The sequence below is a fragment of the Ruegeria sp. AP12 genome, from assembly GCF_056540025.1.
The window spans coordinates 1-796 of the sequence record NZ_JBQFVZ010000175.1; the positions used below are offsets into that span (position 1 = coordinate 1).

1 protein-coding gene is annotated in these 796 nt (G+C 60.6%); it reads right to left on the reverse strand.

Annotated elements, in window-relative coordinates; genetic code table 11:
- On the reverse strand, positions 1-796 hold a 796-nt coding region (locus tag ACR0E6_RS22075; RefSeq protein WP_480587381.1), incomplete at both ends, for a capsular polysaccharide export protein, LipB/KpsS family.

The following is a 796-nucleotide window of genomic DNA, read 5'->3' on the forward strand; positions in this document are numbered from 1 at the left end:
GGCCCGAACGCAGGCCAGCCTCGACATCCGGATGGGGTTTGTAATTCACTACGGCATCGGCATTGGCAGCCCGAACCTCGCGCAGCAGGTCCAGATTGGTGCGGATGACGCTGGTGCCTAGCAGGATTGAGGCGTCGTCCTCGACCTGCCCCGGCACCAGAATACGGTGACCTTTGGGCAGAGGCGGCGCAGCGCCGCCGGTGTTGTATTTGCTCAGCCCTTCGGACACGAGGGCTGAGATCACCCGCTCGGCACGGTATTCCTGATCCGGACGCAGAGTTTCGCGCTTGGATATCCATTCTTCCAATCGGCTGGTTTGGGTCGGGTCGTAGTAGATACCCAGATCATCCGTCACCAGCGACAGGGGAGGCACAAGATCTGCCCCCAATCCGCGTGAGCGGAGAAAGCCATCCTCGATACGGGTGACACCCTCGGCCTCCCGGGATTGATTGGCCCAGACCATGTGTGGGCCGGTGGATGGGGCAGGTGGCGACGGCACAAACCGTATCTTCTGGTGCTGGCCGAACATGGCTTGCAGATGCTTACGCTTCCACATCCGCATGCCCGACGCTGTCCATCCCAAACGATCTTGCCGCCACGCGCGGGTCTGCGCCGCAAGCGTATCCAGCACGATCTCTAGCTCACATAAATGGTCCCTATAGGCATCATACCAAACGGGGTAGAGCATCATGGCTGCAGCGAACAGCTGGGCGCGCGTTAGATTGCGTTGTCTGCGTTGAACGGGGTTTTCGTCCTGCGTCAAACCCCATCCGGCATAGAATGGCTGCCCGAAGAC